Annotated in this window: 22 protein-coding genes; 10 read left to right on the plus strand and 12 right to left on the minus strand. The window is 72.8% G+C overall.

The annotated features are described in order from the left end of the window. Positions 1 to 3 precede the first annotated feature (3 nt). The 5 genes from ACFQ80_RS04685 to ACFQ80_RS04705 all read left to right on the plus strand — a co-directional run bounded on the left by ACFQ80_RS04685 (position 4) and on the right by ACFQ80_RS04705 (position 6,079). Positions 4 to 1,134, plus strand: a complete 1,131-nt coding sequence (locus ACFQ80_RS04685; protein WP_430562801.1) for a Gfo/Idh/MocA family protein — start codon at positions 4 to 6, stop codon at positions 1,132 to 1,134. Continuing rightward, entirely contained in the window at positions 1,131 to 2,339 is a 1,209-nt protein-coding gene (locus tag ACFQ80_RS04690) for an endo-1,4-beta-xylanase (protein WP_430562744.1), read from the plus strand. The genes ACFQ80_RS04685 and ACFQ80_RS04690 overlap by 4 nt, the downstream gene beginning before the upstream one ends. 135 nt (positions 2,340 to 2,474) lie before the next feature. Next, entirely contained in the window at positions 2,475 to 4,139 is a 1,665-nt protein-coding gene (locus ACFQ80_RS04695) for an extracellular solute-binding protein (RefSeq protein WP_430562745.1), read from the plus strand. A gap of 3 nt (positions 4,140 to 4,142) precedes the next feature. Next, positions 4,143 to 5,147 carry an ABC transporter permease gene (locus ACFQ80_RS04700; protein WP_430562746.1) on the plus strand — a complete coding sequence of 335 codons (1,005 nt, stop codon included), beginning with the start codon at positions 4,143 to 4,145 and terminating at the stop codon, positions 5,145 to 5,147. Continuing rightward, positions 5,147 to 6,079, plus strand: a complete 933-nt coding sequence (locus tag ACFQ80_RS04705; RefSeq protein ID WP_430551616.1) for a carbohydrate ABC transporter permease — start codon at positions 5,147 to 5,149, stop codon at positions 6,077 to 6,079. The genes ACFQ80_RS04700 and ACFQ80_RS04705 overlap by 1 nt, the downstream gene beginning before the upstream one ends. Positions 6,080 to 6,112: 33 nt before the next feature. Here the strand turns inward: ACFQ80_RS04705 and zapE are convergent, their stop codons facing one another. After that, positions 6,113 to 7,168, minus strand: a complete 1,056-nt coding sequence (gene zapE, locus ACFQ80_RS04710; protein ID WP_430562747.1) for a cell division protein ZapE — start codon at positions 7,166 to 7,168, stop codon at positions 6,113 to 6,115. A 100-nt stretch (positions 7,169 to 7,268) separates the two neighbouring features. Then, positions 7,269 to 11,084, minus strand: a complete 3,816-nt coding sequence (locus ACFQ80_RS04715) for an Ig-like domain-containing protein (RefSeq protein WP_430562748.1) — start codon at positions 11,082 to 11,084, stop codon at positions 7,269 to 7,271. A gap of 172 nt (positions 11,085 to 11,256) precedes the next feature. Between ACFQ80_RS04715 and ACFQ80_RS04720 the strand changes: the two genes are divergently transcribed. Then, positions 11,257 to 11,913, plus strand: coding sequence for an SGNH/GDSL hydrolase family protein (locus tag ACFQ80_RS04720; RefSeq protein WP_430562749.1), 657 nt, complete (start codon positions 11,257 to 11,259; stop codon positions 11,911 to 11,913). Then, positions 11,910 to 12,614: a GntR family transcriptional regulator gene (locus ACFQ80_RS04725; protein WP_430562750.1), complete on the plus strand. Its 705-nt coding sequence runs from the start codon at positions 11,910 to 11,912 to the stop codon at positions 12,612 to 12,614. Before ACFQ80_RS04720 ends, ACFQ80_RS04725 begins: the two co-directional genes overlap by 4 nt. Here the strand turns inward: ACFQ80_RS04725 and ACFQ80_RS04730 are convergent. After that, a complete protein-coding gene (locus ACFQ80_RS04730; RefSeq protein WP_430562751.1) occupies positions 12,611 to 13,174 on the minus strand; it encodes a GrpB family protein in 564 nt (187 codons plus the stop codon). The two genes, ACFQ80_RS04725 and ACFQ80_RS04730, sit on opposite strands and share 4 nt — an antisense overlap. Continuing rightward, complete coding sequence (locus tag ACFQ80_RS04735; protein WP_430562752.1) at positions 13,171 to 13,722, minus strand: GNAT family N-acetyltransferase; 552 nt, start codon at positions 13,720 to 13,722, stop codon at positions 13,171 to 13,173. Before ACFQ80_RS04735 ends, ACFQ80_RS04730 begins: the two co-directional genes overlap by 4 nt. Positions 13,723 to 13,828: 106 nt before the next feature. Here ACFQ80_RS04735 and ACFQ80_RS04740 point away from each other — a divergent pair, with 106 nt between their 5' ends. Then, on the plus strand, positions 13,829 to 14,530 hold the full coding sequence (locus ACFQ80_RS04740; protein ID WP_430562753.1) for a helix-turn-helix transcriptional regulator: 702 nt from the start codon (positions 13,829 to 13,831) through the stop codon (positions 14,528 to 14,530). Positions 14,531 to 14,652: 122 nt separating this feature from the next. Then, positions 14,653 to 15,069 (plus strand): VOC family protein, encoded by a 417-nt coding sequence (locus ACFQ80_RS04745; protein WP_430562754.1) that lies wholly within the window; start codon positions 14,653 to 14,655, stop codon positions 15,067 to 15,069. A 7-nt stretch (positions 15,070 to 15,076) separates the two neighbouring features. Here the strand turns inward: ACFQ80_RS04745 and ACFQ80_RS04750 are convergent, their stop codons facing one another. From ACFQ80_RS04750 to ACFQ80_RS04780, 7 genes are all read right to left on the minus strand, one after another. Next, the gene (locus tag ACFQ80_RS04750) at positions 15,077 to 15,961 is read right to left on the minus strand and encodes an amidohydrolase family protein (protein WP_430562755.1); all 885 of its coding nucleotides are present in this window, start codon (positions 15,959 to 15,961) and stop codon (positions 15,077 to 15,079) included. Further along, complete coding sequence (locus tag ACFQ80_RS04755) at positions 15,948 to 16,991, minus strand: aldo/keto reductase (RefSeq protein WP_430562756.1); 1,044 nt, start codon at positions 16,989 to 16,991, stop codon at positions 15,948 to 15,950. Before ACFQ80_RS04755 ends, ACFQ80_RS04750 begins: the two co-directional genes overlap by 14 nt. Beyond that, a complete protein-coding gene (locus ACFQ80_RS04760) occupies positions 16,961 to 17,785 on the minus strand; it encodes a ribonuclease activity regulator RraA (RefSeq protein WP_430551632.1) in 825 nt (274 codons plus the stop codon). Before ACFQ80_RS04760 ends, ACFQ80_RS04755 begins: the two co-directional genes overlap by 31 nt. Continuing rightward, on the minus strand, positions 17,782 to 19,767 hold the full coding sequence (locus ACFQ80_RS04765) for a hypothetical protein (RefSeq protein WP_430562757.1): 1,986 nt from the start codon (positions 19,765 to 19,767) through the stop codon (positions 17,782 to 17,784). The genes ACFQ80_RS04760 and ACFQ80_RS04765 overlap by 4 nt, the downstream gene beginning before the upstream one ends. Before the next feature lie 7 nt (positions 19,768 to 19,774). Beyond that, positions 19,775 to 20,704: a carbohydrate ABC transporter permease gene (locus tag ACFQ80_RS04770; protein ID WP_430551634.1), complete on the minus strand. Its 930-nt coding sequence runs from the start codon at positions 20,702 to 20,704 to the stop codon at positions 19,775 to 19,777. After that, a complete protein-coding gene (locus ACFQ80_RS04775) occupies positions 20,704 to 21,636 on the minus strand; it encodes a carbohydrate ABC transporter permease (protein ID WP_430562758.1) in 933 nt (310 codons plus the stop codon). Before ACFQ80_RS04775 ends, ACFQ80_RS04770 begins: the two co-directional genes overlap by 1 nt. A 77-nt stretch (positions 21,637 to 21,713) precedes the next feature. Continuing rightward, complete coding sequence (locus tag ACFQ80_RS04780) at positions 21,714 to 22,976, minus strand: ABC transporter substrate-binding protein (RefSeq protein ID WP_430562759.1); 1,263 nt, start codon at positions 22,974 to 22,976, stop codon at positions 21,714 to 21,716. A 205-nt stretch (positions 22,977 to 23,181) separates the two neighbouring features. On the opposite strand from ACFQ80_RS04780, the gene ACFQ80_RS04785 reads away from it, so the two are divergent. Next, positions 23,182 to 25,236 carry a cytochrome c oxidase assembly protein gene (locus tag ACFQ80_RS04785; RefSeq protein WP_430562760.1) on the plus strand — a complete coding sequence of 685 codons (2,055 nt, stop codon included), beginning with the start codon at positions 23,182 to 23,184 and terminating at the stop codon, positions 25,234 to 25,236. 47 nt (positions 25,237 to 25,283) lie between these two features. Here the strand turns inward: ACFQ80_RS04785 and ACFQ80_RS04790 are convergent, their stop codons facing one another. Continuing rightward, the gene (locus ACFQ80_RS04790; protein ID WP_430562761.1) at positions 25,284 to 25,985 is read right to left on the minus strand and encodes a pyridoxamine 5'-phosphate oxidase family protein; all 702 of its coding nucleotides are present in this window, start codon (positions 25,983 to 25,985) and stop codon (positions 25,284 to 25,286) included. Between the last annotated feature and the right edge of the window lie 96 nt (positions 25,986 to 26,081).

Raw genomic sequence — 26,081 nt, forward strand, 5'->3', positions numbered from 1 at the left:
GACATGGTCGGGATCGGCATCGTCGGGCTGGGCGTCATCTCGCGCCAGTACCTGGACACGCTGGCCGGGCACCCGCGGGCGCGGGTCGTCGCGGTGACGGACCTGGACCGGTCGCGGGCGGAGGCCGTCGCGGCGGAGCTGCCCGGGGCGCGGGTGGCCGCGGACCTGGACGCGCTGGTCGCGGACCCCGACGTGTCGGTCGTCCTGGACCTCACGACGCCCGGCGTGCACGCGCACGTCGCGAAGGCGTGCGCGGCGGCCGGCGTCGACCGCTACGGCGAGAAGCCGCTCGCGGTGGACCTGGCGGCGTCGCGCGAGGTGATGGCCGCGGCGTCGGCCGCGGGCACCCGCGTGGGCTGCGCCCCGGACACCGTGCTCGGCACCGGCGTGCAGACCGCACGTGCCGCCGTCGCGGACGGCCGGATCGGCACGCCGACGGCCGCCGTCGCCACGTGGGTCTCCCCGGGCCACGAGCTCTGGCACCCGAACCCGGACTTCTACTACGCGCCGGGCGGCGGGCCGCTGCTCGACATGGGCCCGTACTACCTCACGAGCCTGGTGCAGATCCTGGGACCGGTCGCGTGGGTGCAGGGCGCGGCCTCGCGGTCGCGGGACGAGCGCACCATCGGCTCCGGCCCGCGGGCGGGGGAGCGCGTGCCGGTCGAGGTGGCGACGCACGTCACCGGCGTGCTCGGCCACGCGAGCGGCGCGCTGTCCACCGTGACGGTGAGCTTCGACGCCGTCGGCTCGCACGCGCGGCCGATCGAGGTGCACGGCACCGCCGGCTCGCTCGTGGTGCCCGACCCCAACCGGTTCGACGGCGACGTCGAGCTGCGGTCGCTCGGCGGCACGGAGTGGGAGGTGCTGCCCCCGAGCGCCGGTTTCCTGGGGGCCGGCCGCGGGATCGGCCTGCTGGAGATGGTCGGGGCGGCCGGGCTGGACGGCGACGCGTCGGCGTCCCCGCGCGCCGGTGGCGACGTCGGTCTGCACGTCATGGAGGTCATGACGGGACTGCTCGACTCCGCGGACTCGGGCCGTCGGGTCGAGCTGACGACCGCGCCCGCCGTGCCGCCGCTCGTGCCGCTCACGGAGCAGGCCGTCTGGCACGGCGGACGGGCCGAGGGCGCGGCGTGACCGGTCTCGAGCACCGGCGCACCCGGAGCGCCGTCACGCTGACGGACGGCGACGGTCGGCCCCTGGCCCATGAGGACGTCACGGTGCGCCAGGTGCGCCACGCGTTCGAGTTCGGCTGCGCGGCCTTCGAGGTGGCGGACGCGGGCGCCGGCTACCAGGACCTCTGGCTGGGGCTGTTCGACACGGCGACCCTGCCCGTGTACTGGGGGCGCTACGAGCCGCGGCGCGGTGAGACCGCCCTCGCGGACCTCACGGCGGCGGCGCGGTGGTTCGCCGACCAGGGGGTGCGCCTCAAGGGGCACCCCCTGGTGTGGCACACGGTCAAGGCCCCGTGGGTCGACCGCCTGCCGCTGGACGACGCCGAGCGGCTGCTCCGCGAGCGCGTGCGCCGGGAGGTGCGCGACCTCGCCGGCCTGATCGACACGTGGGACGCCATCAACGAGGTGGTGATCATGCCCCGGTTCACGAACGAGCCCGACGGCGTCCCCAACGCGATCAGCAGGCTGTGCGCACGTCTCGGCCGGGTCGAGATGGTGCGGCTGGCGGTCGACGAGGCGCGCAGCCAGGGCACCTCGCCGCGCCTGCTGATCAACGACTTCGACCTGGGGCCGGAGTACGAGCGGCTGATCGAGGAGCTGCTCGGGGCGGGGGTGCGGATCGACGCGATCGGGCTGCAGTCGCACATGCACCAGGGCTTCCGCGGTGCCGACCGGCTCCTGGAGGTGTGCGACCGGTTCGCGCGCTTCGGGCTGCCGCTCCACTGGACCGAGACGACGCTCGTCTCGGGCGACCTCATGCCGGCCGACGTCGAGGACCTCAACGACCACCAGGTCGCCCGGTGGCCGTCGACGCCCGAGGGCGAGGCGCGCCAGGCGGACGACGTGGTGTCGCACTACACGGCGCTCGTGGCCCACCCGGCGGTCGAGTCGATCACGTACTGGGGCCTCGGCGACGCCGGGGCGTGGCTGGGCGCCCCGGCGGGGCTCGTGCGGGCGGACGGCACGCCCAAGCCGGCGTACGACGCGCTGCGGTCCCTGGTGCGCGACGAGTGGTGGACGGGTCCGACGCCGGGTCGCACGGACGCGGACGGGCGGATCGAGGTCGGGGGCTTCGCCGGCAGGTACGAGGCGCGCTGCGGTGCGGCGTCGGCGACGGTCGACCTGGCGGCGGGCGAGCAGGCCGTCGAGCTGCGCCTCCGGCGCTGAACCTCCCGTGAGACGGGGGTTGACGGGCCCGGAGGCGGGCTCTAGTTTAACGCTAAAATCCAGGGCGGACCGGGCAGTCGGACGGTACGTCGGCTCGGGCGACGTGGCCCGGGGATCTCGAAGGGGAGACACATCATGGGTGATCTGACACCGCGGACGCGCCGCCCGTGGCGGGCCGTCCCGGCGGCCGTCGCGGCGTCGTCGCTGCTGCTCCTCGCCGCGTGCAGCGGCGAGGCGGAGGAGGACGGCGCCGGGCTGGACAACACCGAGGGGTCGATGACCGATCTCGCCGCCGACCAGCAGTTCAAGGCGACGGAGCCCCTCGACTTCTCGATCCTGTGGACCGACTGGCCGGAGCTCCCGATCAAGGACTCGTGGCAGCTCTTCGACGAGATCGAGAAGCGGACCAACGTCACGCTCCAGCCGACCAACATCCCGTTCAGCGACGCCACGGAGAAGCGCAGCCTGCTCATCAGCGCCGGCGACGCCCCCCAGATCATCCCGCTCGTCTACACGGGCGAGGACGCCCCCTTCGTCTCGTCGGGCGCGGTGCTCCCGATGAGCGACTACGTCGACCTCATGCCGAACTTCCAGAAGTACGTCGAGGAGTGGGACCTCGGCGACATGATCGACAACCTCCGGCAGGACGACGGGAAGTACTACATGGTCCCGGGGTTGCAGGAGGTGTCCGTCCCGGTGTTCTCGATGATCATCCGCAAGGACGTCTTCGACGAGGTCGGTGCCGAGGTGCCGGAGACCTGGGACGAGCTGCGCGTCGCCCTCGAGAAGATCAAGGCGAAGCACCCCGACTCCAAGCCGCTCGCCGACGGGTTCGAGGGGCAGTCGATGCTCAACTACGCGGCGCACGCCTTCGGCACCGTCGCCGGCTGGGGCTTCGGCAACGGCACGTTCTGGGACGAGGGGGCCGGCGAGTTCACCTACGCCGCCACCTCCGACGGGTACAAGGAGATGGTCGAGTACTTCCACGGGCTCGTCGAGGACGGGCTGCTCGACCCGGAGACCCTGACCACGACCAGCGACGGCAGCGTGAACGAGCTGTCCGAGAAGGTGGCGAGCAGCGCGGTGTTCGCGGCGTCCGGTGCCTCCGGCACGGTGGCGGAGTTCCAGCTCGCCCTCCAGGAGGCCGACCCGGACGCCGAGTTCGAGCTCGTGCAGATCGCCCCGCCCGGCGGGCCTGCGGGCCAGGTCGTGGAGCCCCGCAACTTCTGGCACGGGTTCATGATCAGCGCGGAGGCCAAGGACGACCCGCACTTCGTGGCCCTGGTCCAGTTCCTCGACTGGCTGTACTACAGCCCCGACGCGCGCGAGATGCTGCGCTGGGGCGTCGAGGGCGAGACGTACACGAAGGACGCCGACGGCACGATCACGATCGACCCGGACTACTCACTCGACGCGTACAACATCAACCCGGACGCCAAGACCGACCTCGCGAAGGACCTCGGCTTCTCCACGTTCCTCGCGGAGTCCACCGAGTCGCGCGCCCTGAAGGAGTCCTACAACTCCGACCAGTTCGTCGAGTACATGGACCGGGTCCTGGAGTCGCGGACCCCGCGGGACCCGTTCCCGCCGGCGCCGCTCGACGACGCCGAGCTGGAGCAGGCGTCCCTGCTCGCCACCCCGCTCAAGGACACCGTGGACACGAACACGCTGAAGTTCATCCTCGGCGACCGTCCGCTGGCGGAGTGGGACGACTACGTCACCGAGCTCGAGGGGCAGAACCTCCAGGGCTACCTGGACCTGATCAACGGCGCGCAGCAGCGCTTCGCCGAGAAGAACTGACCCGTGAGCACGACCTCGGACCGGCAGGCGTCCGCTTCGGCGGCGGTCCTCGACAGACCCTCGGAACGACCTCCGAGGGCGGACGCCGGCCGGTCGAGACCCGCACGTCGGTCGTGGCGGCTGAGCCTGCGCCGCGACTGGCAGCTGTACGCCCTCGCCGTCCTGCCCGTCCTGTTCCTGGTCGTCTTCCGCTACGTGCCGATGCTGGGGAACGTCATCGCCTTCCGGCAGTTCCGGCCGGGCGGCAGCATCTTCGGCGAGCAGTGGGTGGGCCTGCGGTACGTGGAGATGTTCATCCACGACCCCACCTTCTGGAAGGTCTTCTCGAACACGGTGGTCCTCGGAGGGCTGACGCTCGTCGTCTGCTTCCCGCTGCCGATCGTGCTCGCGCTCCTGCTCAACGAGGTGCGCAAGAAGGCCTTCAAGCGCACCATCCAGTCGATCTCCTACCTGCCGCACTTCCTGTCGCTGGTGATCGTGGCGGGCATGGTCATGCAGCTGCTGTCGCTGCAGGGCACGGTCAACCAGGTCATCGAGGGCCTCGGCGGCGAAGGCATCCCGTTCCTGCAACGGGCGGAGTGGTTCCGCACGATCTACGTGGGGTCGGAGGTCTGGCAGACCGTCGGCTGGGGCACGATCCTCTACCTCGCGGCCCTCACCACCGTGGACGCGTCGCTCTACGAGGCGGCGCGCATCGACGGCGCCGACCGGTGGCAGCAGACCTGGCACGTGACGATCCCCGGGATCCGGCCCACGATGATCACGCTGGTGATCCTCAACATCGGCACGTTCCTCAACGTCGGGTTCGAGAAGGTCCTGCTGCTCTACAACCCGCTCACGTACTCCACGGCGGACGTCATCTCGACGTACCTCTACCGGGTCGGGCTCGTGTCCAACAACCTCAGCTACGCGGCCGCCATCGGCCTCTTCCAGGCGTGCATCGGGCTCGTGATGGTGCTGAGCGCCAACTTCATCTCGCGACGAGTGGTGGGAGCAAGCCTGTGGTGATGCAGCGCGCGACGTCGTCCACGAGCGACGTGCGGTCGGCCGGCACGCCGGTCGGGGCGCGGGACACCCGGGGGTACCGGGCGTTCACGGTGTTCAACACGGTGGCGCTGGTGGTCGTGTCCCTGTTCATGCTCTACCCGTTCGTCACCGTGCTCGCGCAGTCGTTCAGCAGCCCCGGAGCGATCAAGGCCGGCATGGTGAGCTTCTGGCCGGTCGGGTTCAACCTCGACACCTACCGGGCCGTGTCCCAGGACGGGTTGTTCTGGAGCAGCTACCGCAACACCCTCGTCTACACGTTCGTCGGCACCACCATCGCGATGGTCCTGACCACGACGTTCGCGTTCGTGATCTCCAAGCGGCACCTGCGCGGTCGCGGGGTGCTCATCGGCATCGCGGTCTTCACGATGTTCTTCAACGGCGGGCTGGTGCCCAACTACGTGCTCATCTCGTCGCTCGGGCTGAAGAACACCATGTGGGCGGTGGTGCTCCCGGGCGCCGTCTCCGTCTTCAACCTGCTGGTCATGAAGTCGTTCTTCGAGAACCTGCCGCAAGAGCTCGAGGAGGCGGCGCAGATCGACGGGCTGGGGTGGTTCGGGATCTTCGGCCGCATCGTGCTGCCGCTGTCGAAGGCCGTGCTCGCCACGATGGTGCTGTTCTACTCGGTCGCCTACTGGAACGACTGGTTCTCGGCGTTCCTGTACCTCGACAAGAACGAGCTCTTCCCCGTCACGCTCTTCATGCGCAACCTCATCGCCGGGGCGTCGTCGTCGGCCTCCGAGGGTGCTGCCGCCGTCGGTGCCACCACCCAGGCCGTCTCGGCCAACATCCAGGCGGTCACGATGATCCTCACGATCGTGCCGATCCTGTGCGTCTACCCGTTCGTGCAGCGGTTCTTCGTGTCGGGCGTGATGCTGGGCTCGGTCAAGGGCTGAGGAAAGGCGGGCGCGTCCGCGGCCGGTCCGGCCTCAGACCCTGGGAAGGGCGGCGAGGCGGCTGGCGATCCGGTCGCGGTCGCGCACGTCGGCGTCCAGGACGTCGTCGGGCGGGCTCGTGGCGAGGACGACGAGCCGCACGTCCCGGTCCCATGCGACGTCGACGAGGTTCGCGAACCGTTGCGCCCCGTCCGCCGTCGTCGCCGAGAGCCGCGGCACCCGCCACACGACGAGCGTGCCGTACCGGTCGACGAGGTCCATGACGTCGCCCACCGAGGTGGGTGCCTCGCACAGCTCGCGGAAGTCGAGGTGCACCACGCCCTCCGGGGTGCCGGGGCCGGTCGCGGCGAGGGTGCGCAGCGCTGTCGCCGGGAGCCGCACCGGGAAGCGGTCGCCCGGGTCCGGGGTGCCGAGCCCGAGTGCCGTGACCTGGGCGGCGCTGCCTGGCACGACCCACGCCCCCGCACGCCAGCCCGACCGGTCCGCGAGGTGCCCGCGGCGGCGGTAGTCCTCGCCGGGCGCGACCTCCACCACGTCGCAGCACTCCGCGATCGACCGCACGAGCGGGAGCACCAGGTGATGGTGCAGCGGGCTGGGCAGCAGGCCGTCGGGCGGGTAGTTCGACGTCGCGAGCAGCGGGATGCCGCGACCGACGGCCTCGCGCACCAGGCGGGAGAGGATCATCGCGTCCCCGGGGTCGTGGGCGTGCAGCTCGTCGAGGAACAGGACGCGAGTGCCGTCGAGCAGGCTCGCGAGGGCGCGCGGGAGGGCCCCGGCGTTCCCTGACTCGCGGGCGACGGCCGCGTGCAGCCGCCGGGCTGCCTCGAAGGCGTGCACCCGGAGCACGCCGTCAGGCGGCAGGGCACTCAGGAGGGCGTCGACGAGGAACGTCTTCCCTCGGCCCACGGGCCCGTGCAGGTAGACGCCCCGCCGTCCTCGACGGCCGAGCGCGACGCGCGCGCCGGCCGCGGCGAGCACGTCCGCGGCGGCGCGCTGTCCTGCGTCGAGCGTCGATCCGAGCGCGTGCGCGGCGTCGTCGAGCGCCGCCCGCACCCGCAGCGTCTCCCGGGACGTCGCTCTCGACCACACGGTCAGGACCCTAGGGGACGGGAGGTGAAACTCCCTTCGAGCACGGGATCCGTACCGCCATCCACGGGCGGTACGGATCCCGTGCTCGGAGGGAACTCGGTCAGCTCGCGGGGGAGATGCTCATCTCGCCCGCCGGGCCCTGCCGGTAGACGGTGAAGTACCCGTCGGTGGCGAGCGGGTTGTCGGCCGCGTCGTCGAGGTAGCTCCACACGGGCTCGCCGTCCACGCGCAGCACCACGCGGGTGCCGCCCTCCACGTCGACGGCGCCGAACGTCACCTCGTGGGTGGAGCCCGGCTCGATCACCGTGTTGGGGAACGTGTCGACCATGAAGACGGCGGGGCTCCACTTCTGCATCTCGATGACGTCCTCCTTGATGACCACGAGGTAGCCCGAGCTGCTGTTGGTCCACACGGGGTCGCCGGCGGTCTTGGACCGCACGGAGAACCCGAACCAGCCGCCGTTGAAGGCGCCGACGGACGTGTCGAACCGGAGCAGCTCGTCGCCGAACTGCTTCGGCTTGAAGCTCCACGCGCCGCGCGGCGCCAGGTGGGCCGCGCCGTCGGCCACCGTGACCCCCTCGCCCGGCGCCCAGGCGGCGGGGTCGAGGATCTCGGCGCCGAGCGACGTCACGGGGTGCTCCGCCGCCCGCACCGTCACGGTGGACGACGCCGCGAGGCCGGGCACCACGGTGGACGTCGCCGTGATCGTGGCCGTGCCGGCGGCGACGCCGCGGACCACGCCCTTCGCGTCGACGGTCGCGACGGACTCGTCGCTCGACGTCCACCCCAGGCCGGTGCGCGTGGCGTCCGCGGGGGTGAACGACGGCGCGAGCGGGTGGGTCTCGCCCGGCTCGATCGTCGCCTCGGACGGCGCCAGGGTCAGGCCGTCCGGGTCGACGCCCACGAGCGAGAACCGCACGTCGTCGAAGTCGAGCGACGTGAAGCCCTGCACGTAGAAGCCGACCTTGCCGGCGCCGGCGGGCGCCGGGTTGGCCCCCGCGACGACCTCGTCGCCGTCGAGCAGCACGCGCACGCCGCCCGCCGTCACCACGACGCGCACGTCGTACTGCGTGGACGCCTTCAGCCCCTCGCCCGCGGGGAGCGTCACCTCCTTCACGGTGCCCCACGCGGAGTCGAAGATCGTCCACGTCGAGCCGGCCGCCGCGTGGCGGTAGCGGACGTACCCGCCCGGCGTGCTGCCGGTGCGGTCGTAGACGAGCATCTGCCCGCCCTCGGGCACCTCGGCGGGCGTCGTCACGGTGAAGTCGAGCGCGTACTCCGAGAAGGAGCGGTCGAGCTGGGAGTTGGCGCCGTTCTTGATCCGGTAGACGTGGTCGCCCGTGCCGTCGTCGACGATCGCGCGGTTCGGGTCGGTGGCCCAGCCGTTGCCGCCCGTCTCGAAGTCCGTCGAGTGGAGCACGCCGTCGCCGGCCGCCACGGTCACGGTCATCTCGTCGCGGACGCCCGCGTCGGCCTTCGCCTCCGCGGTCACGGTCACCTCGCCGGGCGCGACGGCGGTGAGGATCCCCGCGGCGCTGACGGTCGCGACCTCGGGGTCGCTCGAGGTGTACGTGACGGCCTGCCGGGTGGCGTTCCACGGCACCGCCTGGGCGGCCACCGACAACTCGTCGCCGAGCGTCACCGCCAGCTGGTCCGCCGGCAGCACCAGCGACTCCAGGGCCACGCTGTCCGGCGTCTGCGACTGGCCGACGTGACCGTCCGTGCCGATCTCGCCGAACGGGATCGCCTCGAACCCGGGGATCTGGTCGAAGACGGCGGCGTCCTCGCGCAGCGTGTAGTCGCCGTTCGCCGCGTCGACGAACCCCGGGTCGGCGTCCGTCACCCAGTTGGCGTCGTCGCCGGTCCCGTAGTTGAGGAGGTTCTTCGTGTCGAGCGCGCCCTCGGCGTTGACGTCGGGGTTGCGCGCGCGGTCCGGGTTCCACACGACGTTCTTCGCGAACGTGGAGTTGTTCGGGAAGTAGTGGTTGTCCTCGAAGAAGTGGCCCAGCTCGGGGTACTTCTCCAGGTACGGCGTGCCGACGAAGTCCTTGTTGTCGGCGAACACCTTCTCCCACTTCGGCATGTAGACGCGGTCGACGGTGTTGCCCTCGCCGTCGCCCATCCACTGCGTGTAGTTGTCGTACGGCACGGTGGTGTCGACGAACACGTTGTTCGTGGCGTCGATGTGGTCGGCAGAGCCGGACTTGATCGCGTCGTTGCCCATGTCCACGAAGACGTTCTGGCTGATCTCCAGGTCCCACGTGAAGTTGTCGGCGTAGATGCCCTCGACGCCGTGCTTGGTGAGGCCGACGTCGTGGAAGTAGTTCTGCCGGAACACGTGCCCGCGCTGCTGCGGCGTCTCGCCCGAGTTCATGTAGATCGCGCCGAGGTCCTGGAACGTCTTGCAGACGTCGTACACCTCGTTCTGCTCGAACAGGTGGTCGTTGCCGTGCACGATGACGCCCGGGTGCGGCGCGTCGTTGATCTCGTTGCCGCGTGCGACGTTCCCGACGCCGTCGAACATGACGCCCGGGTTGTACGCCTTGTGGTAGTAGGCGAAGTCGTGGATGTGCGAGTCCTCGACGCGGTTGCGCCCGGGCTCCAGGGTCGTCTTGTCCCCGCCGGTCAGCACGACGCCGACCCCGCCCACGTGGCGGATGTCGCTGGAGACGACGGCGTGGTCGCGACCGCCCCGGTTCACCGGGATGCCGTCGTACGTGTACCGCCCCGGCGAGTTGATGGAGACGCCGCCGTCGGCGAAGTTCTGCACGTCGCTGTTCGAGACCGTCACGTGGCTGCCGCCGAGGACGACGACGCCCAGCGCCCGCCCGTACTCGAGCACCAGGTCGTCGAACGTCACGTACGACGCCCCGTCGGTCCGGATCATCGGCTCGTCCAGCGTCGTGACGACGGGCGCCCCGCGCTCGGCCAGGAACGACGCGTTCGGCACCAGGTAGAGCATCCCGGTCTCGCGGTCGATGTAGTACTCGCCCGGCGCGTCGAGCTCCTCGAGCAGGTTCTGCGCGAAGTGGAAGTCCGGGTACCAGGTCTTCATGAGCCCCGACATCTCGCCGTACCGCAGCGTGATGGTCCGGGCGTCCGTGTCGATCGACTCGACCTTGTTGTACGACCACTCCCAGCTCTGGCCGAAGATGCCGTCCATCCAGACGTCCTCCGCCTCGCCCCAGTACTGCGGGCGGTCGTAGGAGTAGCTGAACGTGCCGCCGCGCTCCTGCAGGTCGGCGTCGTCCTTGGTGGGGCCGGGGTCGACGATCTTGTTCATCTGGACGGTGTCCTTCGCCGCGCCGGCGTTGGGCCAGCGGGCGAGGGTCATGTCCTCGCCGTCCACGTACAGCTCCATGGGCGGCGTCGTCGAGACGTCGTTGGCCTTCCAGTAGCCGTGCCGGCTGAGCTGGCCGTAGTCGTCGATGCCGAGGTCGCGCAGGTCGATCTGCAGGACGTCGTCGTGCGCGGACGTCTCGATGATCCGGTCGAGCACGGCCTCGTCGGTCACGGGGGAGAAGCCGTCGTAGGGCAGCTCCTTGCCGCCCGAGATCGTGGCGCGCTCGCCGGGGTAGGAGCGGTAGGTGATGGGGGCGTCCGCGGTCCCGGAATCCTCCTCACCGAGGAGGAAGGACTCCGAGCGCTCGTACGTGCCCTCGCGGAGGTACACGGTGACGCCCTTCTTGCGCTGTCCCTTCGGCAGCTCGCGGATCGCGTCACGGGCACCCTCGAGCGTGGCGAGGGGGCGCTTCTGCGTGCCCTTCGCGCCGTCCCGGCCGTCGGGGGAGACGTAGAGGACGGTGCCGGCCTTGGCCTGCGGGGCGGACTGCGGGGGCGGTTCGGCATGTGCTGCCGTCTGCGTCCCTGCGACGAGCAGGGACGTCAGCAGCAGAGCTGACAGTGGTCGCTTCATTGCGAGTGCTCCGACCTCTCGTGTGGTCACGGGGTTCTCGGGGCGACGCGGGTGCGGCGCGCCCGGATCGTCAAGCACCGGCAGGTTACATTAATCGATAATCGCTGACAATGCGGCGACGGTGGCCCCGACCCGCTACGGTCGGACCCGTCCGCCACTCGAAGGAGAGCTCATGACCAGCAGTGCAGCCCCCGGACGCCTCGTGTTCGTCGGGGACTCCATCACCGACGCGGGCCGCGACCGCGCGGACGAGGCGTCGCTCGGCGACGGCTACGTCTCCCTCGTCGCGGCGGACCTGCCCGACGCCGTCGTGCTCAACCTCGGCATCGGCGGCAACCGCGCCGTCGACCTCGAGGAGCGGTGGGAGCGCGACGTCGCGCCGACGGCGCCCGACGTCCTCACCGTGTACGTGGGGGTCAACGACACCTGGCGCCGCTTCGACTCCGACGACCCGACGAGCGCCGCGGCGTTCGAGGCCACCTACCGGCGGCTGCTCGCGCGCGTGCCGGGCAGCCCGCGGCTCGTGCTGGTCGAGCCGTTCCTGCTCCCGGTGCGCGACGAGCAGGAGGGCTGGTTCGAGGACCTCGACGGCAAGCGGGACGTCGTCGCGCGCCTGGCCGCCGAGACCGGGGCCGCGCTGGTGCCGCTGCACTCCCTGCTGACCCGCGCCGCCCGGGACGCCGGTGCCGCGGCCCTCGCCCCGGACGGCGTGCACCCGACGCCCCCGGCGTCCCGGATGATCGCGGACGCGTGGCTGGCGGCGTACGCTGACGACGCACAAACGATTGTCGATAACGACCCGAGGAACGACGTGAGGCTGCAGGGATGACGGACGCGCTCAGCTCGATCAGCGGCCTGGAGCGCGGGCTGCTGTCGGACCAGATCTACGACCTCGTGAAGTCGATGATCAAGACGTCCCAGCTCGAACCGGGGGAGCAGCTCGTCGAGTCGCAGCTCGCCCGCCGCCTCCAGGTCAGCCAGGCGCCCGTGCGCGACGCGCTCAAGCGCCTCGCCCACGAGGGCCTGGTGACGCACGTGCGCCACCAGGGCAACTTCGTGGCGCAGTACTCCGACGAGGAGGCGCAGCAGGCCAAGCAGGCGCGCGTCGCCCTCGAGGCGCTCGCCGGCCGGCTCGCGTGCGGGCAGCTCGCGCCCGAGACCCGCTCCAGCCTGGAGAAGGTCATCGACGAGATGCACGGCGCCGTCGACGCCGCCGACCTGCCCGCGTTCCGCGAGCTCGACTTCGGCTTCCACCGCGCCGTCATCGAGGCCAGCGGCAACACCTACCTGCCGCGCATGTGGGACATCATCGAGCCCAGCCTGCGGTCGATGCACCTGCTCGGCGACCCCGAGTTCACGGGCGACTGGCACCAGGTGGCCGACTGGCACCGCAGCCTGCTCGACGTCCTCGACGACGGCGACGCCGAGGCCGCGTCCACGCTCTTCGAGGCGCACGCGGCGGGCACGCTGCTGGACCAGGAGACCGGCGCGGGCGACGACGGCGCGACGGCGCCGACGGCTGAGGGCTAGGTCGTCCAGCCCGTGGCGGCGGCCCATGCCTCCGCCCGGGCGGTGATCTCGGCGATCAGGCCCCCCTTGGCGTCGGCGTAGTCGTTCATGCTCGGCCAGTCGCGGGCCGCGAGCTCGTGCTTGAGCGCGGCGTAGGCGGCGCGGTCGTCGGCGTCGTGCCGGAGCCGGTCGCGGAACAGCAGGTGGTTCCGCTCCCAGTCGCTGCCGGCGGCGCACACGTGGACGTGCACGTCGCGCTCGGGCGTGCGGACCAGGCGGTGGCCGGGCTCCCGCACGCGCAGCTCGTAGCCGGCCGCGAGCAGCGCGGGCAGGTAGGCGCTCTCGTCCTCGACGTCGGGCACGCTGACGTCGATGTCGACGATCGGCTTGGCAGCGAGCCCGGGCACCGACGTCGACCCCACGTGGTCCACCCGCACCGCGACCGGGCCCAGGGCGCCGAGGATGCGGGCGCGCTCCCGCTCGAACCGCGCCGGCCAGGCCGGGTCCGGCTCCACGAGCACGATCTCGCGCTTCTCGACCCCGCCGATCAGCTCGACGTCGTCGTGCGGGCCGCCGCTCATGCCTGTGCCTCCCACTCCGGCGCGAGCACCGACCAGACCTCGATGTCCTGCCGCACGCCCCGGTGCTCGTGGTGCTCGCGCAGCACGCCGTCGCGCCGCATCCCCAGCCGGCGGGCGACGGCGATGCTCGGCGCGTTGCCCGACGCCGCCCACCACTCCACCCGGTGGATGCCGCGCTCGCGGACCGCCCAGTCGATGATGACGCGCGACGCCCGCGTCACGAGGCCCCGGCCCGCGGCCGCCGGCTCCAGCCAGCACCCGGCCTCGGCCGTGCCCTGCGCCACGTCCATCGTGCGGAACAGGACGCCGCCCACCAGGGTGCCGTCCAGCCAGATGCCGTAGAGGCGCCCGGTGTCGGTGGCCGCCTTCTGCGCGTACGACTCGAGGAACGACCGGCTCGACGCGAGGTCCGTGATGCGGTCCGCCAGGCCGACGAACCGACCGACGAACTCGCGGCCGCGGTCGATCGTCGCCAGCAGCTCCTCCGCGTGCCACGGCTCCAGCGGACGCAGCTCCGCGCCGTCGTCGCCCAGCGACCTCGCGAACATCGTTCCTCCCGTGCGTCACGGCCGGCGCGGCGCCGGCACCGTCGCGATCCTCCCACGGCGTCGACGGCGGGCGAGGCGGCGGGCGGCGCGCGCGTAGGGTCGTCGCGTGAACCGGACCGACCGGCTGTACGCGATCGTCGAGGAGCTGCGGGCGGTCGCTCCCCGCCCGCGGAGCGCGTCGTGGTTGGCGGCCCGGTTCGAGGTGAGCCGGCGCACCGTGGAGCGGGACATCACCGCGCTGCAGCAGGCCGGGGTGCCCGTCTGGGCCGAGCCGGGGAGGACCGGCGGCTACTGCCTCGACCGCTCCCGGACGCTACCGCCGGTGAACTTCAGCCCCGACGAGGCGGTGGCCGTCGCGGTCGCCCTCGGTGGCCTGGCCGGGACGCCGTTCGCCGCCGGCGGGTCGACCGCGCTGCGCAAGATCCTCGCGGCCATGCGCGACGACGACGCGGCCGCCGCGCACGACCTCGCATCCCGCGTGCACCTGCTGGGCACGCCGGCCGACGGACCCGCGATCCCCGCCGTCCTCGCGGACGCGACCTCCGCGCGTCGGGTCCTGCGGTTGCGGTACACGGACCGCGAGGGCGCCGCGACCGTGCGCGACGTCGAGCCGCTCGGGTTCGTCGGCTCGTCCACCGGGTGGTACCTGCTGGCGTGGTGCCGGCTGCGCGACGGGATCCGGGCCTTCCGCCTCGACCGCGTCGACCGCGTCACGGCCACCGCCGAGCGCGCGCCCCGGCGCGTCGTCCGGCCCGAGGACATCCAGGTGCCGGACGGGGACCTGCGGACGCTCACGCTCCTGGGCTGACGGTGGCGAGGGGAGGCGCCCCGAAAACACCGACGTCGGGGTGTCGCGGAGCCGGCGCAGGCTGGTCGGAGCCGCGGGGAGCCTGCGGCGCTGACCGCACCCCGACCGGGAGGACCACCACCATGACCCACGCCAGCAGCCTCGCCACCAGCCTCGTCTCCGTCCGCCTCATCACCGACGACGTCGAGCGGCTGACCGCCTTCTACGAGCGGCTCACCGGCGTCGTCGCGGACCGCCCGTCGCCGGAGTTCGCCGAGCTGCGCACCCCGCACGGCACCCTCGCCATCGGCAGCACCGCCACCGTTCGCCTGTTCGGGCCGGGCTCGGCGGCACCCGCCAGCAACCGCACCGCCATCGTGGAGTTCCGCGTCGAGGACGTGGACGCGGTGCACGCCGGGCTCGACGACACGGTCGAGGTCGTCACCCCGCCGACCACCATGCCGTGGGGCAACCGGTCGCTGCTGGTGCGGGACCCGGACGGGACGCTGGTGAACTGCTTCGCCCCGGTGACGGCCGAGGCGCTGGCGCGGTTCGCGTAGGCGTCGCTCACCCCGCGGCGACGCCGTAGAGGCGCGCCGCCGTCCCGGACCAGACCGCCGTCGCCGCGGCGTCGTCGAGCGGGGGGAGGGCGGCGGCGGTGCGCTCGACGATCTGCGCGTACGGGGCGACCCGCGCGGACATCGGCCAGTCGCTGCCGAACAGCAGCCGCCCGGTGCCGAGCAGGTCGACGGCGACCCGGGCGGCGGCGGCCGTGCGCCCGGCGTCGTCGGGAGCCGTGGTGTGGACGCCCGACAGCTTGGCGTGCGCGCGGGGGCGGGCGGCGACGGCGGCGAGGGCGTCGCGCCACGACGCGTCGGGGTCGCCCGTGCCGAGGCCGAGGTGGCAGACGACGAGGTCGAGGTGCGGGTGCCGCCCGGCCAGCGCGGCGACGGCCGGGAGCTGGTCCGGGCGCACCAGCGTCTCGAGCACGCGGCCCGACGCCGCGAGGCCCTCGCACAGCGCGTCCAGCCCGGCGACGTCGGACAGGTCCGCCGCGCCGCCCGGGACGGCGAGCCGGATCCCTGCGACGGTGACGCCGTCGTCGACCAGCGGCTGCGCCATGCCGGCCCAAGCGCCGGGGTCGTCGGGGCGGGCGTCGTACTGCAGCACGACCGGGCCGGGCAGCGGCCCGTGCCCCGCCGACTGCCGCGCGAGCCAACGTGCCTCGCCCTCGGTGTCCGCGGCCTGCACGGCGACGGCGGCCCGGACGGGCACCGGCGACGTCGCGACGGCGCGGGCCAGGTCCTCCGGGCCGACGCGGGCGGGCAGATCCAGGTCGTCCCGGAACCACGAGATCCGCGACGCGGCCGTGTCCCACAGGTGCACGTGCGCGTCCACGACCCCGTTCACGCTCTCGCCGAACAGGCGGTTGACACCGTTATGCGGTGCCATGCGACCCGATAACGGTGTCAACCGCCTGTTCGGCAGAGCTCGCGATCGCGTCGAGCTCCGTCCACAGGCGGTCGGGGACGACGGCGTCGGCGGCGTCGGCGAAGACGTCCACCTCCGCGGGGGTGCGCGCGCCCACGACGACGGCCTCGACGCCGGGGACGAGCAGCGGCCAGCGGACGGCGGCGGTGGGCAGGTCGACCCCCTCGCGGTGGCACGCGGCGGCCATCCGCAGCGCCTGGTCCACCTGCTCCGGCGACGCCGGGTGGTAGTCGAAGAACGGCGCCGCCACCGGGTCGGCGAGCACCCCGGAGTTGTAGACCCCCGCCGCGACGACGCCGACCCCGCGCTCGCGGGCGGCCGGGAGCAGGTCGTCCAGGGCGGTGCGGTCGAGCAGGGTCACCCGCCCGGCGGGCATGACGACGTCCAGCGCGCCGGCGGCCTCGCGGACCAGCCGCGCCACGGGCGCGTTCCGCCCCATCCCGACCCCCACGGCCCGCACGACGCCCTGGTCGCGCAGGTCGAGCATCGCGGGCAGGGCGCCACGCAGCGCCTCGTCCACGTCGGCCGGGTCGTGCAGGTACAGCAGGTCGACGCGGTCGGTGCCGAGCCGCGCGAGGCTGCCCTCCAGCGACCGCAGCACGCCGTCGCGGCCGAGGTCGCCGACCGTCGTGCCGCCCGGGCCGCCGGTGCCGCCCGACGGGACGGGCGCGCCGTCGGCGTCGACGATCACGCGACCCACCTTGGTGGCGATGACGACGGAGTCCCGGTCGACGCCGGCCAGGGCGTGCCCGAGCCGCAGCTCGCTGACGCCCTCGCCGTAGTGCGGCGCCGTGTCGAAGAAACGGAGGCCGCGCTCGAGCGCGCGGCCGACGGTCGCCTCGGCGTCGGCCTCCGCCACCGGCGTGAAGAGGTTGCCGATCGGCGCGCAGCCGAGGCCGAACGACGACGCGGCGAGCGTCGCCGCGACGTCCCCGGCGGCGTCGGCCGCACCCGTCGAGGTCAGCGGGCGGAGCCCTGCGCGGAACGCCATGCCTCGAACTCCCCTCGGGTGTCGGGGGTCAGGGGGTAGTAGTCGCTCAGGCGGGCGCCCTCGTCGAGGCGACGCCGGCTGAAGACCTCCCACTCCTCGTGGTCCTGCGCGGACTCGACCACCTGGTCCGCCATCGCGCGCGGGACGATGACGGGGCCGTCGTCGTCCGCGACGACGAGGTCGCCCGGCATGCACAGCACGCCGCCGACGGCGACGGGCACGTCGTAGGCCCAGGGGAACAGCTCCGACTGCGAGGCGTAGTGCGGCGTGACGCCGGTCGACCACACGGGCAGGCCGAGGTCGGCGATCTTGCCCGAGTCGCGGATGCGGCCGTCGACGACCATGCCGGCGCCGCCCTTGCGCTGGAAGTAGCGCGCGAGGATGTCGCCCACGCAGCCCGAGAACCGGCTGCCGTACGCCTGGATCACGAGCACGTCGCCGGGCTGCACGGCCTCGAGCACGTGCCACAGGGCCGTGTGCCGCTCCACGTACTCCTGCTCGTCGCCGGCGGCCAGGTCCTCGCGCTGCGGCATGAACTGCAGCGTGAGCGCGGAGCCCACGACGCGGTACCCGGGCCTGAGCGGGCGCGGGCCCTCGACGAACGAGTGCCGGATGCCGAGTCCGTGCAGCTTCGCGCAGGCCGTCGCGGACGAGACCTGGCCGAGCCGCTCCAGCGTCTCGACGTCCGCGCGCTCGTAGGACCCGCCGCGCACGGGCAGCGTGATCTCGGGCCGCACGAGGCCGGCGCCGGGGTCGGTGGGCACGGTGTCGACGGGCGCGAGGGCTTCGGTCATGGTCGGGCTCCTTCGTGGTGCAGGTGGTGCTGGTGGCGCGGCTGCTGGTGACGCGGCGCGCTGCCGGCGGGTGCGGTGAGCAGCACGACGTCGGCGCGGTGCGACGGCGGCAGCTCGACGAGCAGGTCGGGCGCGTCCAGCGGGAGGGTCGCGGCGGTCCGCATGCCGGCGCGGCCGGCCGACGCCGTGGACGGGCCGGGCCAGACGCCGCCGTCCTCACCGCGCGTGACGACGCCCGTCAGGCGCTCCTCGCCGAACCGCGACGGCCGCACGCGCACGCGCCGGGCGTGCGTGGGGGACAGGTTGACGAGGCCGAGCTCGACACGGCCCGTGCCGTCCGCGTCGCGGTCGAGGCCGGAGACGAGCGCCGCGACGTCCGGCGGCAGGCCGGGGCGGCCGCGGTCGGCGTCGGTGTAGGCCACGGCGGCGAACGGCAGCCCGCCGTTGTACAGCGTCTGCGGGGTGCCGGTGATCAGCTGCCCGAGCACCTCCGTGACGACCGGGTTGGCGCGCTGCCAGAAGTGCAGGTGCACGGTCTCGGGGTCCACGGGCTCGGCGTCCATCACGGCGACGCGGCGGGCGAGCTGGCCCAGCGCCATCGACAGCGCGCGCTCCGGATAGTCCGGCAGCGAACCGTCGAGGAACGCGAGCCACGGCCCCTCGTGCCCGGCCTCCACCTTGTCGCGGAACGGTCGGACCTCGTCGGAGCCGGGGATGCCGTCGAGCACCCGGTCCAGGCGCTTGCGATCGGCGTCGTCGCGCGTCCACCACCACAGCCAGGTGGGCAGGTCGAGCTGGAGCGGGCCGAAGTCGAACCAGCCGTCGGCGCCGAACCGGTACGGCACGAGCGTGGCCGGCTCGGCGGCGTGCGGGCCCAGCCGCTCCAGCCAGCTGCCGCGCAGGCTGAACGGGGTCTCGGTGACGGGCGCGGTGATCGCGTGGTCCAGCGCCGTGTCGAGCATGGTGCGCACGAGGTCGAGCGGCCCGTCGTCGCGTGCCCCGGAGGCCCCCGAGACGAACGACGCGTTGATCGCGCCGATCAGCGTGCTCATGCCGACCGAGTGCAGGCCGTGCGGCCAGGTCCAGCCGTAGTGGCCGCCGTACCAGGCGCCGTCGTGCAGGCCGCCGACGACGCCGTCGGGCGCGACGTTGTCCGGCATGAGGCCGCCCGCCGCGGCGGCGCGCTCGCGCCAGCCGTCGACGTACCGCGCCACCCACGCGGCGGACGCGGCGTCGCCGTCGTACAGCCAGCGGTTGACCACGAGGGACGTCGCGGCGAGGTTGACCGCGGTGTCCCCCGCCGCCCGGCGCTGGAGCTCGTCGCCCATGAGCCGGGCGTGCGCCGGGTCCTCCAGGTCGGACCACCGCGTGATCCCCGGCAGCCCGTGCAGCGGCAGGCCGTACGCCTCCATGTAGTCGAGCGACGCCGGGTACGTGAGCCACTCGGTGCCCAGCCCGGGCAGCGGGCCCCGCGCACCGTTGTGCGGCGCGGTGACGATGTTGCGGGCCGGGTCGTAGTTGCCGTGCGCCGGGTCCGTGTACAGGGCGGCGAACCGGCGGGCGCGCTCGGCGAAGCGGTCGTCGCCCGGGTCGGCGGCGCACAGGCCGTAGAAGAACAGCAGCGACTCGCCCTGGTGGAACCAGTCGTACCCGTTCTCGTACTCGCCGGTGAGCATGCCGCCCTCGGTGAGCTGCGCCGTCACGCCCTCGAAGTGGTGCTTCGCGGCGGCGAGCACCTCGTCGCTGCCGCCCAGGGCGTAGAACGCGGGCCAGTTGAAGAACGGCTCGTACAGGTCGTCCACGCCGTCGCGGTGCTCGAAGCCGCCCGCGTGCAGGATGCGGCCGTCGGGCCCGGTGTACCGCGCGGAGAACAGGCGCCAGGCCTCCTCCGTCGCGTCGAACAGGCGGCGCTCGAGCACGGCCCAGGCGGGGACCTCGTGCAGCGGCGTCGTGGGGACGCGGGGGTCGGTCGTCTCACTCATGTCGGCCTCAGCCCTTCGTCGCGCCGGCGACCAGGCCGCCGATGATGTGCCGCTGCATGAGGACGAAGAACAGGATCGCCGGGCTCACCGCCAGCAGCAGGGTCGGGAAGACGGTCGTGTAGTCGGTGGAGAACTCGCCCACCGCCGCGTACACGCCCGTCGTCACGGTGTAGATGCCGGAGCTCGGGCCCAGGATGATCTGCGGGCTGACGAAGTCGTTCCAGACGCTGATGGAGTTCAGCACGACGATCGTCGCGACGACCGGCTTCATGATCGGGAAGATGCACGACCAGAACGCCCGGATCTTGCCGGCCCCGTCCAGCGCGGCCGCCTCGTCGATGTCGCGCGGCACGGTGCGCAGGTAGGCGGCGAACAGGAAGATCGTCACGGGCAGCGTCGCCGCCGTCTCGAACAGGATGAAGCCCGGGATCGTGTTGATGAGCCCGAGCACCCGCAGCACGAAGACGACGGGGATCAGCGTCACCTGGCCCGGGATGAACAGGCCGGACACGAAGAGCAGCAGCAGGCCCAGGTGCCACTTCGACCGGCCGCGCGCGATGACGTACGCGACGGGCGCGGCGAGCGCGATGCCGCACAGGTTCACCAGCGCCACGAACAGCAGCGTGATGCCGTAGGCCTTCACCACGTTGAACTTCTCGCTGGTGAGCGCGGCCTGCAGGTACTCCAGGCTGAACGTGTCCGGGGTGATCGCCAGCGGCGAGGAGATGATCGCGTCCTGCGGCTTGAAGGCGTTGATCACCATGATGTACAGCGGCACGAGCATCACCAGCGCGCCGAGGCCCAGCACCACCCACTTGAGGATCGTGCCCGCGCCCGGGGCGGGCCGGCGTCGGGACCGCGACGTCGGGCGCGGCGCGCTCGGCGCCGGGGCCGACGGCGGGCTCACGGGGGTCGTCGGGTGCGTCGTCGTCGCCATCAGTCGGCCACCTTCTTCTCCGCGCCGCGCCGGGCGAACGTGACCGCGAGGCCCAGCACGGCGGTGACGAGCAGCAGGACCACGGACTGCGCCGCGCCGAAGCCGAGCTCCGAGTTCGCGAACGAGTCCCGCAGGATCTGGTACACGATCGTCTGGGTGGACCCGGCGGGGCCGCCGTCGGTCAGTGCCAGCACGATGTCGTAGACCTTGAGCAGCCCCACCAGCGTGAGCACGAGGTTCACGGTGAACACGGGGGCGATGAGCGGCAGCGTCACGTTGCGGAACTGCTGCCACTTGGAGGCGCCGTCCACGGTGGCGGCCTCGTAGTACTCGGTGGGCACGGACTTGATGCCCGCGAGGAACAGGATCATGTTGAAGCCGAAGTGCGACCACACGATCGTGAGGATCACGCTCGCCTTCGCGAACGCGACCTCGGTGAGGAACGGCACCGGCCCGACGCCGAGGTGCCCCAGCAGGCCGTTCACCGCGCCCTCGGGGGAGAGCATCGCCGACCACAGGAACCCGATGATCAGCGCGCTGATGATGTACGGGTAGAAGAAGATCGTGCGCAGCAGCGTGTTCGCGCGGCCGTTGCCGGCGATCAGCGCGGCGATGAACAGCCCGACGCCGTTGCACAGGACCGTGCCGCAGAACGCGACGACCCCGGTGAAGACCGCCGCGTCCACGGTGCGGGGGTTGCGGAAGGCCTCCGCGTAGTTCTCGAAGCCGATGAACGTGAAGTTCAGGCTGTAGCCGTTCCAGTCGGTCAGGCTCAGCACGAACGCCAGGACCATCGGCACGATGAACATCGCCAGGAAGACGAGGACGGCGGGGCCGCCCATGACGATGCCGGGCAGGCGGTCGCGCCACACGCGCGCCGCGGGGCGTCGGCGCACGGGCGGGACCGTGCGCGTCGCGGTGAGGGTTGCCATCGCAGGGCCTTCCATGGGTGGTGCGGGCCCGGGCGCGGCGGCGTCGCCGCGCCCGGGCGGGTGGGGTGCGGTCGGCGTCAGCCGATCGTCGAGGCGAACCAGCCGTCCATCGCGGTGTCGACCTTGTCGGGGGCGGTGCCGCCGATCAGGGCCTGCGTCTGCGCGTTGATCTCGTCCGAGTAGCCGGTGGGCAGCGTGCGCTCGCCGTAGCCCTGGCCGGTCGGCGTGTACGCCTCGGCGGGCGTGTCCGCCACGATCTGCAGCAGCTCCTTGCCCAGCTCGTCCATCTCGTACTCGTAGCCGTCGCGGAAGTTGCCGTCGACCTCGAGCTGGCTGGCGACGGCGTCCTGGTCGGTGACGAGGAACTCGACGAGCTTCGCCGCCGCGTCCTGGCTCTCGCTCGCCTTGAGGATCGAGTACGGGCTGGCGATGTTCGCGCCCATGGCCGGGCTGGCGACGCCGTCGACGGCGGGGGCGCGGAAGACGCCGATCTCGGCCTTCTCCTCCGCCTTCGCCTCGGTGCCGGCGAACCAGCTGCCCATCGGGTAGATCGCGCTCTTGCCGGAGAGGAAGGCCTGCTCGGCGTCGGGGTACTTGATGCCCAGCGCGTCCTTGGGGACGTAGCCCTTCGCCACCCAGTCGGCGTAGGTGGCGACGGCGTCGCCGTACGTGTCGGAGAAGGTGGCCTCGCCCGCGCTCATCCGGGCGAACCACTCCGGGTCCTGGCCGATGACGGACGGGAGGCCGAGCGTCTGCAGCGAGTGGCTGGTCGCCCAGTCGCCGCTGGTCTGGATCGGGGTCCAGCCCGCGTCCTTGAGCTTGCCGAGCGCGGCGGTGAGCTCGTCGACGGTGGTCGGGACCTCGGCGATCCCGGCCTCCTCGAACGCGGTCTTGTTGTAGAACCACAGGCTCTGCAGCTGGAAGCCGATGCCGGCCATGTAGTACTTGCCGTCGATCGAGTACTGGTCCGCGAGCGGGCCGGACGTCGCCCAGTCGTACTGGGACAGGTCCACCAGCTCGGGGGCGAGGTCGGTGGTCGGGGGCAGCGACTGCACGACGTCGGGTGCGTCGCCCGCGGTGAGGAGGCGGGGGAGCGCGGCGGTCACGCCCTCGGCGCCCGGGTTCTGGATGACGACGTCGACGTCGGGGTTCGCGTCCTCGAACGGCTTGACCAGCTCGTTCCAGTACTCCTCGGTGAGGTTCGGCGTGACGTTGACGAGCATGCTCACCTCGGTGGTGCCGCCGGAGCCGCCGTCGTCGTCGGAGCCGGCGCAGCCGGTGAGCGCGAGGGCGGCGACCGTGAGCGTGCCCACGCTCGCCAGGGTGCGGTGCTTGATCATCGTTGATCCTCTCGGGTTGCCGCCCGCCGGGGACGCTGCTTCGCGTCTCCGGGCGCTCGGGCTGACGACTGTGGATGACGTCCGGTGTGGAGGGACGTCTGGGACACTAATCGATAATCGTTGGATTGGGAAGAAGGTGCCCGGGACAGGTGATCTCACACCGGGGGCGTCCCGGGGCGCGGCCCGCCGCCCATAGGCTGGACGGGTGACCTCCGCAGCCCCCGCCGTGCAGCGGCCGGGCGGTACCCCGAGCGTGCCGCCGCGGCCCTGGTGGCTCGTCGCCGCCGGGCCCGCCGCCGTCCTCGCCGCCGTCCTCGCCGTGCTGTGCGGCGGAGCCTACTCGGGCGCGTTCCAGGCCCTCAGCGGCTTCACCGACCCGGGCGCGATCGTGCGCTACGGCCTGCCCGTGACGACCGTGCTCACGGAGCTGGGCGTCTCCGTGACGGTCGGCTCGCTCCTCGTCGCGGCGTGCCTGGTGCCACCCGGCCGCACCCAGACGCGGGTGCTCACGACGGCCGGCGCCGCCAGCGCCGTGTGGGCCGTGGCCGCCGTCCTCCAGCTCGTGCTGCGGTACGCGAACATCTCCGGGACCTCGCCGGCCTCGCCGGCGTTCGGGCAGGGGCTCGCGCAGTTCGTCACCGACCTCGACCTCGGCCGGCTCTACCTCGCGATCATCGTGGTCGCCGCGCTCACGTCCGCGCTCGCGATGGCGGTCCGCGGGCCCGTCGGCGCGCTGTGGACGACGGTCCTGCCGCTCGCGGCCCTCGCCATGCAGTCCACGACCGGCCACGCGTCCGGCGCCGCGAACCACGAGCTCGCCGTCGGCGCGATGCTGCTGCACCTGGTCGGCGCCGCCGTGTGGGTGGGCGGCCTGGGCGCGCTGCTCGTGGCCGTGCTCACGCGGGAGGAGGGGCGCGACGAGGGTCGCACCGCCGCGGCCGCCGTCGCGCGCTTCTCCCCGGTCGCGGGGTGGTGCTTCGCCGCGGTGGGCCTCTCCGGCATCCTCAACGCGTGGCTCCGCATGGAGTCCTGGGGCGACCTGCTGACCCCGTACGGCGTGCTGCTGCTCGTCAAGGCGCTGCTCATGGTGGCGCTGGGCGGGTTCGGGTTCGCGCACCGGATGTGGGTCGTGGACCGGCTCGGCCGGGCCGGGTCCGCCGGCGCCGTCCGCCGTCTCTTCTGGCGGCTGCTCGCCGTCGAGCTGCTCGTCATCGGTGCCGTCTCCGGCGTCGCCGTGGCGCTCGGGTCCACCGCCCCGCCCGTCCCGGACGAGGTGCCGGTCGACGTCACCCCCGCCTTCCAGCTCACCGGCCAGGCGCTGCCGCCCGAGCCGACCATGGCCCGCTGGTTCACCGAGTGGAGCCTCGACCCGCTGCTGGCGTTCGCGTGCGTGGCGGGCCTGGTCGTCTACCTGCGCTGGGTGCTGCGGCTCGCGCGCCGGGGGGACAAGTGGCCCGTGGGGCGCACCGTGTCGTGGTGCCTGGGCATGGTCGTGATGTTCTGGGTGACCAGCGGCGGCCCTGCCGTGTACGGGCACGTGATCTTCAGCGGCCACATGGTGCAGCACATGATCCTCGCGATGCTGGTGCCGCTGTTCCTCGTGCTGGCCGCCCCGGTCACGCTGTTGCTGCGCGCCATCCCGGCCCGCAAGGACGGCAGCCGCGGGCCGCGCGAGTGGGTGCTCGGCCTGGTGCACTCCCGGTTCGGCCAGTTCATCGCCCGGCCCGTGGTGGCCGCGGTGCTCTTCGCCGGCGGCATGATCGCGTTCTACTACACGCCCGCGTTCGAGTTCGCGCTGCGCAACCACGCCGGGCACGTGTGGATGATCGTGCACTTCACGCTCGTCGGCTACCTGTTCGCCAACGCGCTGGTGGGCGTCGACCCGGGCCCGAAGCGCCCGCCCTACCCGCAGCGGCTGCTGCTGCTCTTCGCGACGATGGCGTTCCACGCCTTCTTCGGCGTCGTGCTCACCTCCGGCACCTCGCTGCTCGTCGCCGACTGGTTCGGCAACATGGGCCGGCCGTGGGGCCTGCCCGCCATCGAGGACCAGCAGCGCGGCGGCGGCGTCGCGTGGGGCATCGGCGAGCTGCCGACGCTCGCGCTCGCCATCGCCGTCGCCGTGCAGTGGACGACGTCCGACGAGCGCGAGGCGCGCCGCCGCGACCGCAAGGCCGACCGCGACGGCGACGCCGAGCTCACCGCGTACAACGAGATGCTCGCCAAGATGGCGGACCGCGACGACACGACCCCGCCGAGGTAGTCCACGACCCCGCGAGGTAGCGCGGAGCTACCTCGCGGGATTGCGAACTACCTCGCGGAGGACTGCACCACCTCGCGCGAGTCCGTCAAGAGCTCCACGTGCGCCGGGACCGGCTCGCGGGTGTCGGCGTCGGGGACGGCGGCGCCCACGACGCGCCGCACCGGCACGTGCCCGCCCCACCCCCCGGCGGCGACGTCGGCCGGGTCGTCGACGGGCGCGCCGGCACGGGCCTTCATCGACGCCTCGCGCAGGGGCACGGCCAGCACCGCCGTCGCGGCGAGCTCCTTGCGGGTGGCGGGGCGCAGCGTCGCGGAGCGGCCCGGCGCCATGTGGTCGACGATCGCGTCCAGGGCGCGGGCGCGCTCGGCGTCGTCCGTGACGAGGCGGGCGGTGCCGATCACCACCGCCGACCGGTAGTTCATCGAGTGGTGGAAGCCCGACCGCGCCAGCACGAGGCCGTCGAGCTCGGTGACCGTGACGCAGACGGTCGCGTCGGTCGCCCCGGCCAGCCAGCGCGCCGCCACCGACCCGTGCACGTACAGGGTGCCGTCGTCGTCGGGGCCGTCGAGGTCGACGGCGTAGGCGCAGGGCAGCACCACCGGGTGCCGGTCCGGGCCCTCGCCGACGTCGACGCCGAGGTGGGCGACGAGCCCGTCGGCGAGCAGGGCGTGCAGCGCGGCCCGGTCGGCCACGGCACGGTTCCGGCCGCGCCGGACGGTGGACCTGGGGGTGGGGGAGAGGGCGTCCATGGCACTACCGTGAACCCTGGGTGGCCCGTCGTCACGAGCCATTCCTCGCACGTTTCGACAGGCCACTTTCGACAGGCCTCTTTCGACAGGCCGCTT

This window comes from Isoptericola sp. NPDC056578 (genome assembly GCF_042793275.1).
Lineage (GTDB): Bacteria > Actinomycetota > Actinomycetes > Actinomycetales > Cellulomonadaceae > Isoptericola.